The sequence below is a fragment of the Arthrobacter sp. 10T413_2 genome, assembly GCF_056394205.1.
Map to the genome: position 1 here is coordinate 1 of NZ_JBFTHK010000270.1, position 4,305 is coordinate 4,305.

The following is a 4,305-nucleotide window of genomic DNA, read 5'->3' on the forward strand; positions in this document are numbered from 1 at the left end:
GCCATGAGTACGGTCGCAGCGCCCATACCTCGGGCCGCAGGGTCTGTAATGACCCGCTTGACCTCCCATTCCCCATTCAACCGGCGGAGAGCGCCGTGCCCTATGGCTTCACCTACGGTATTAAGTACCAGGACGTTGGCAATGAAATCTTGCGGTGGTACGGAGAGCGCTTTCTGCGCTGCTTCGGAAAGATGAKGTTCTACTTCGGTAGCGTATCGGGCGAGAAGCTCGTCTGTTAACAGATCCCGCAGACGGGCTGCTCTGGGGTCTTCAAAGTCAACTATCTCCAGTGTCACTGCTGCCGGCTTGCCGGACATTTATCTCCTCTTGAGGTATGTCTAATTGAAATTCCTTAGTTCGTGCGGCCGCTACAGAGGACGACCGCGGGATGTCCCGTCGTCGCCCTTCCGGCTTGTCGTTACTGGTCGACCGGGATGGCGTCGGCCGTAGACACCAGCGGTCCCAGCATCAGACTCCCCACTCTGAATTCCTCACCGCATTCCGCGCAGGTCAGCACCGGTTGCAGGTCGGCCCCGCAACTGTGCCGGTAGGAGGCGCGGGGCGTCTCGTCGTGCATCCAGGTGCTGCTCCACGCCGCGAGTGAGATGAGGATGGGAGCAACTTCGGCCCCGGAAGTTGTGAGGTGGTACTCATAGCGCGGGGGGTGCTCCGAATATTGGACGCGCTCAATYACGCCGTGGTTTTCCAGCGTCCGCAKCCGGTTTGTCAGGATGTCGCGTGATGCGCCTGTATTACGGGCTATCTGGTCGAACCGATGAACATCCAAGGACATCTCCCGAAGGGCCAGCAACGCCCACCGCTCCCCCAGTACCTCGAGCCCTGCTGCGATGAAACATGCCCTGKGCGCATCTCTGGCTGTATCCGTTGGTGTCATGACTTACCTGCTTTCAGTGCTTTCTGTAAGTATACAGGTGAGTTTGAAAATCCAACCGACTCCGCTAACCTTACTTTCGAAGGCAGCGGCAACCGCGTCGCCGCCCTGTCTGAGATCAGGAGAATCCATGCCACAGCTGTCTGGCGCCGTCGTGCTTGTCACCGGCGCGAACGGAGGGCTGGGCCGCCACTTCGTGGAACAGGCCMTCGCCCGGGGCGCGTCCAAGGTGTACGCGGCAGCCCGGCGTCCCCAGGAGTGGCACGATGCCCGCGTCATCCCTCTCGTTCTGGATGTCACCGACCCTGCCTCGATCCGGGCCGCCGTGGCGCAGGCCCCGGACGTCACGGTCCTGATTAACAACGCAGGCATTGCCGTGGAATCGGACACACTCCTTGCCCTGCCCGACGAGGAATTCCGAAACGTGATGGAGACCAATTTCTTCGGGCCGGTCGCCCTGACCAAGGCATTCGCGCCGGTGCTCGCGGCCAGCGGGACGTCAGCGGTCCTCAACATCCACTCGGCGCTCAGCTGGATCGCGCTCACCGGCGCCTACAGCGCATCAAAGGCCGCGCTGTGGTCGGCGACCAACTCCTTCCGGGTGGAACTGGCTCCCCAAGGCACGCACGTCACGGGCGTGCACGTCGCCTACATCGACACGGCCATGGCTGAAAGTGTGGATGCCCCAAAAATYGCCCCCGAGGAAGTCGTGCGGAAGTCGTTCGAGGGGCTCGAGCAGGGAGATTACGAGGTCATCGTGGATGACATCACTGCCGGCGTGAAGCTTGGCCTCTCTGGTGCGATCTTGGATCTTTACCGGGCGCTGGCAGCCAACGCCCGGCATGACCCCGGCAAACCCTGAAGACCTCCTAAGAACTCAGAGAGATACATTCATGACAAGCAACACCTCGGCAGAGCGCTCCGAGACCTTCACCTGGATGGACCCTGCAATCGCGCTCGAACAGCTGCCACGGCTGTCGGGTATGGACTACTTTTCCGGCCTCCGCGACGGCAGCATAGCGCCGCCGCCGATCGCGTCCCTGATGAAGTTCGATCTCGTCGAAGCTGCACATGGCCACGTCGAATTCGAGTGTCGGCCGGGAGAAGCCCACTACAACCCCCTTGGAATGGTGCACGGCGGCCTGGCCTGCACTCTCCTTGACACGGCCCTCGGCTGTGCAGCGCATACCACCTTGGCAGCAGGTCTCGGCTACACCTCCATCGACCTGGCGGTGAAGTACCTGAGGCCCGTCACGCTCCGGAAGGGCGCCCTTCGCGCAGAGGGGTCAGTGGTGAAAGCTGGTTCGCGGCTGATTTTCACCGAGGGCCGCCTCAGCACCGCCGACGGTGAACTCCTCGCCACCGCCACAAGCACACTCCTCGTCTTTCCCCACCAACCGGAAGCGCTGACACGATGACACCTAGTGCCACCACTGTTGCCCCGGCACCTGCCGCTCACGAACCTGCTGAGCCTCTGAACGCCGAGCCAGGGATGCATGAGTTGAGCCGGTTCGGCGTACCGCTGGGGTTTGCCGGTCTCGGCGGCGGCTGGTCCGCTGCCAGGGGGGCTMTCGGATCCCCGGTGTGGCCGGAAGAAATTCTCTACGGAACAGCCACTGCCCTGTGGCTGGTCCTGACCGTCACTTACGTGTTCCGCGGCCTTCGGCGGAAAGGAACATTCCGTTCTGACCTCCAGCACGAGGTGGCAGGGCCTTTCGCATCCTTTATTCCACTCATCGGGATCCTGCTTTCCTCCCACTACAGCCAGTACCTGCCGCCCTGGAGTGCCTGGCTGTGTGGCGCGTTCATCGCCGCGCTGGCCATCGTCGCCGCACAACTCCTCGCCCACTGGGTCACCGGCGGGCTATCGATGCAGTCCATCCACCCTGGCTACCTGCTGCCTGTCGTCGCCGGATCCTTCGTCGCCAGCATCGGATTCTCAAGCATCCACGCCCATGATGCCGCCATAGCCACATTTGGCGCCGGCATGTTCTTTTGGCTTGTCGTTGGAACTGTCGTCACCGTCCGGCTCATGACCGGAGGTGCGCTGGCGCCAGCAGCCAAAACCGGACTATCCGCATACCTGGCTGCGCCTGCAACGGCCAACATCGCTTGGATGGTGTCACACCCCGGCCCAATGGGGGCCGCGCAACTTGGGCTCACAGGTGTGCTGGCAATCATGGCGCTACTGCAGGTCATGCTCCTCCCCGAGTACCGCAAGCTTCCCTTTACGCAATTATTTTGGGTGTTTACCTTTCCCGTGGGCGCAACCACCAACTACGCCATCCGCTGGCTTGCCACCACTAGCCTCCCCGGCTGGGAAATTTACGCCTGGACGACACTCGGGCTCGCAACAGCCTTCACCTTCGCCATTGCCGCCCGCACTGCGACAACGGGAAGTGCCCGCGCATAGCGGGACGAGTCGGACAAGGTGAACGAAGGCGACTGACCGTCGATTAAGGTCGCAGGGCAAGAATGCACCAGCCACGAAGCGATATCACCCCTCAGTCGCGTATCCCTTGACATATGAGACGGCTCATCGATCGGGCAACCGCTGCGACGGTATTGCTCTAATTTTCACGGAATGGCGTTGGTTCGTCCGCGGCCGGCGATTCTCGCAACTATGTCTCGCAACCTTCTGACTGAATCGGCGTGTTCACCATCAGTTACGATCMACCCGGAACATGCTCGCCTTCGCAGACGAACTCCGCGACCGCGGTGCGGGCCTGCGCGTCTTAAACCTCGGCGGTGGCGGCGTCGACACCGCAACACCCCCAGGGTCGATGCTGTTCACGATCAGCGTCCAACCACATCTCGCGGCGCTGACAGTTCCAGCGCCTCGAATCGCGGTGCGGCGGATTCCGGTGCGGGTCGTGCTGCGGCGCCAGGCTCAGGGCTTGCCGTCTGTCGGTTCGACCGGCCCCCTATTTTGTMGTACCGGACAGGGAGACTGGATTCATGGACGGCAACCAGGGGCCCGAGACGGGGCCGGCAGACCCGGCACCGGCACGTGCCGTGACGGTCGCTGACCTGGCCCGGATCCTGGCCGTCCTCCCGGCCCCGGGCAGTGCCGCCGCACTGATCGACGAGATCCGGGATCTGGAGGACCTGAAGTCCGCCATGGCGGCCYGGCAGGCCCGGCACGCCGTTGCACTGGATCTGTCCCAGCGCCGCGAGCAGGCTGCCTCCGGGGTCCCGGCCGACAAGCTCGGCGCCGGTGTCGGCGCGCAGATCGCCCTGGCCCGACGCGAATCCCCCGCCAAAGGCAGCCGCCTCCTGGGCCTGGCCAAAGCCCTCGTGACCGAAATGCCGCACACCCTCACCGCCCTGGAAACCGGGATCCTCAACGAATGGCGCGCCACCTTGCTCGTGCGCGAAACCGCCTGCCTGACCGCCGCCGACCGGGCCGGGGT

At 63.3% G+C, this 4,305-nt stretch carries 5 protein-coding genes and 1 pseudogene; 4 read left to right on the forward strand and 2 right to left on the reverse strand.

What is annotated here, in order from left to right; all coding sequences use genetic code 11:
* Positions 1 to 317: GNAT family N-acetyltransferase (locus tag AC1DBQ_RS22225; protein ID WP_476930574.1), on the reverse strand; the 317-nt coding region annotated here is incomplete at its 3' end.
* Positions 318 to 418: 101 nt separating this feature from the next.
* Positions 419 to 895: a winged helix-turn-helix transcriptional regulator gene (locus AC1DBQ_RS22230; RefSeq protein WP_476930575.1), complete on the reverse strand. Its 477-nt coding sequence runs from the start codon at positions 893 to 895 to the stop codon at positions 419 to 421.
* A gap of 127 nt (positions 896 to 1,022) precedes the next feature.
* On the opposite strand from AC1DBQ_RS22230, the gene AC1DBQ_RS22235 reads away from it, so the two are divergent.
* The 4 genes and pseudogenes from AC1DBQ_RS22235 to AC1DBQ_RS22250 form a co-directional block, all read left to right on the forward strand.
* Positions 1,023 to 1,754 (forward strand): SDR family oxidoreductase, encoded by a 732-nt coding sequence (locus tag AC1DBQ_RS22235; protein ID WP_476930576.1) that lies wholly within the window; start codon positions 1,023 to 1,025, stop codon positions 1,752 to 1,754.
* Positions 1,755 to 1,785: 31 nt separating this feature from the next.
* On the forward strand, positions 1,786 to 2,310 hold the full coding sequence (locus AC1DBQ_RS22240; RefSeq protein WP_476930577.1) for a PaaI family thioesterase: 525 nt from the start codon (positions 1,786 to 1,788) through the stop codon (positions 2,308 to 2,310).
* 74 nt (positions 2,311 to 2,384) lie between these two features.
* Complete coding sequence (locus AC1DBQ_RS22245; RefSeq protein WP_476930578.1) at positions 2,385 to 3,305, forward strand: SLAC1 family transporter; 921 nt, start codon at positions 2,385 to 2,387, stop codon at positions 3,303 to 3,305.
* A 545-nt stretch (positions 3,306 to 3,850) separates the two neighbouring features.
* A pseudogene (locus AC1DBQ_RS22250) lies at positions 3,851 to 4,305 on the forward strand (HNH endonuclease); the annotation flags it as partial.